Below are 2,755 nucleotides of genomic sequence, written 5' to 3' on the forward strand. Positions count from 1 at the left end.
GGGGGGGGGGGGCCCGCGGGCCCCCCCCCCCCCCCCCCCCCGCCGGCGCCTGTATCGCCCTCGCCGCCGCCGACTGGCCCGCCGCCGCCCGCGCCGGGCCCGCCGCCCTCGCCGGCCTGGGCGTAGGGGTCCCCGAACGCCAGGCGTGCCTCGGCCGCCCGCTGCCACAGCTCGGCCAGGTCCGCCCCGGGCGCCACCGGGACCACGGCCCAGCCGGCCTCGCGCAACTGCCTGAGCCGCTGCCCGGCCGTTCCCGTAATCCCCGTGCCTGGGCCGGCCGCCCCCGTCCCCCACGCATCGCGCTCCAGCAGGAACGCCACCGCCGTACCGCTGCGCACCCGCATCCTGGCGACCACCGCGGCCTGTTCCTCGTCGAGGTCGCCCAGGAACGCCACGAGCAGCCCCTCGGACCCGCCGCGCAGGGCGTCGTAGGCGGGGGAGAGCGCCGGCCCCTTCGAGTTCTCCACCACCGCGAGCGTGTCCATCAGCAGTCCCATGGAGTCGGCGGACTGCTGCCCGCCGCCGGAGAAGCCCTCGCCCCCGTCCCCAGGCACCGAGGCGCCCGTGTCCGTCAGCAGGCGCACCGTGTAGCCGCGCTCCAGCAGGTGCGCGAGGACGGAGGCCGTGCCGGAGACCGCCCACTCGAAGGCGGAGTCCGGACCGCCGCCCAGGTACGCGTCCGCCCGGGTGTCGAGCAGCACCGTGCACCGGGCCCGCCGCGGCTGCTCCTCGCGCCGGACCATCAGCTCGCCGTAGCGCGCCGTCGAGCGCCAGTGCACCCGGCGCAGGTCGTCGCCGTGCCGGTAGCCGCGCGGGATCATGTCGTCCTCGCCCGCGAGCGCCAGCGACCGCACGCCGCCGTCGCCGACGCCGGAGGAGTCGCCGGTGAGCCGCACCGGCGGCAGCGGCCGGGTGCGCGGTACGACCGTGAGGGTGTCGAAGGCGCTGAACGACCGCGTCAGCTCGCACATCCCGAACGGGTCGGTCAGCCGCAGCTGCAGCGGGCCGAGCGGATACCGGCCGCGCAGGTCGGAACGGACCCGGTAGGACACCTCGCGGCGGCCCGACGCCTCCACCCGGTCCAGGACGAACCGGGGGCGCGGGCCCAGTACGTAGGGCACGTGGTCCTGGAGCATGAGCAGCCCGGTGGGCAGGCGGGACACGTTGTCCACCCGCAGGCGCACCCGCGCCTCGGAGCCGGCGGCCACGCGCGCGGGGGACAGCCGCCTGGTGCCGGCGACCTGGTAGCGGGTGCGGTGCAGCACGACCACGCAGACCAGGGGCAGCGCGATCAGCAGCAGCCCGACCCGCAGCAGGTCGGGCTGGCCGAGTACGTACGCGCAGACGGCCGCGGCGAGGCCGGCGGCGAGGAACGCCCGGCCGCGGGTCGTCAGACCGGACAGCGCCGTGCGCAGGCCCCCCTTGCGGCGGCCCTCCCGGTCGCCGGTGGCGCCCGGGCCGTGTCCCCACCCCTGGCCGGCGTCCGCGGCCTCCGGTCCCCCCGACGGCATCACAGCCGCCGCGGTCCCGGCCGCCGGCCGCCGGAGGATGCGCCGCCCTGCGCCTGTGCGCCCGTCACATGGCCGCTGTCCGCGGTCGGCACCGGCGTCTGCTGGAGGAGTTCGAGCACCACCTGCTCGGCCGTCCGACGGCCCAGCTGGGCCTGGGCCGTGGGCAGCAGCCGGTGCGCGAGCACCGCGACCGCGAGGGCCTGTACGTCGTCGGGCAGCGCGTAGTCCCGTCCGCTCAGGGCCGCCGAGGCCTTCGCCGCGCGCAGCAGGTGCAGCGTCGCGCGCGGCGAGGCGCCGAGCCTGAGGTCCGGGTGGGTACGCGTCGCCGCGACCAGCTCCACCGCGTACCGCCGTACGGCCTGGGCCACGTGCACCGAGCGGACCGCGTCGATCAGCTTGAGGATGTCGTGGGCGTGCGCGGCCGGCTGGAGGTCGTCCAGCGGCGAGGCCCCGCCGTGCACGTCCAGCATCCTCAGCTCGGCGTCGCCGCTCGGGTAGCCGATGGACACGCGGGCCATGAACCGGTCGCGCTGTGCCTCGGGCAGCGGATACGTGCCCTCCATCTCCACCGGGTTCTGCGTGGCGACCACCATGAAAGGGCTCGGCAGCTCGTACGTCGTGCCGTCGACGGTGACCTGGCGCTCCTCCATCGACTCCAGCAGCGCCGACTGGGTCTTGGGCGACGCCCGGTTGATCTCGTCGCCGATCACGATCTGGGCGAAGATCGCGCCGGGTTTGAACTCGAAGTCGCGCCGCTGCTGGTCGAAGATCGACACGCCCGTGATGTCCGAGGGCAGCAGGTCCGGCGTGAACTGGATGCGCCGCACCGAGCAGTCGACGGACCGGGCCAGCGCCTTCGCCAGCATCGTCTTGCCGACACCGGGAACGTCCTCGATCAGCAGGTGCCCCTCGGCGAGCAGCACCGTCAGGGACAGCCGTACGACCTCCGGCTTGCCCTCGATCACACTCTCGACCGACGCACGGACGCGCTCCGCCGTGGCGGTCAGGTCCTCTCCCGCCCGCGCGTACGCCCGGTCGGGGGGACCCCCACGGTTCGCTCGATCGTCATAGGTCGTCACCCCGGCCCTCCTCGGCCTTGCCCCGTCGCTCCCGGGAGGAGCTGGGGTACCCCAACGAAGTGCTGCCGGGGGGGGCCCCGCCCCCCGCCCCCCCCCCCCCCCCCCCCCAAACCCCCCCCCCCCCCGGAAGGTACCGGGCCCGGCCGCCCCCCCCGACTTTGTGGG

2 protein-coding genes are annotated in these 2,755 nt (G+C 76.2%); both read right to left on the minus strand.

The window, feature by feature from the left end:
• Window positions 1-1,511, minus strand: a 1,511-nt coding sequence (locus tag LCE31_RS35715; protein ID WP_225022000.1) for a DUF58 domain-containing protein, incomplete at its 3' end; no start/stop codon positions are given.
• Window positions 1,511-2,590: an AAA family ATPase gene (locus LCE31_RS35720; protein WP_374118665.1), complete on the minus strand. Its 1,080-nt coding sequence runs from the start codon at window positions 2,588-2,590 to the stop codon at window positions 1,511-1,513. The genes LCE31_RS35715 and LCE31_RS35720, both read right to left, overlap by 1 nt.
• Between the last annotated feature and the right edge of the window lie 165 nt (window positions 2,591-2,755).

The organism is Streptomyces sp. 8L (genome assembly GCF_020176795.1).
Taxonomy (GTDB): Bacteria; Actinomycetota; Actinomycetes; order Streptomycetales; family Streptomycetaceae; genus Streptomyces.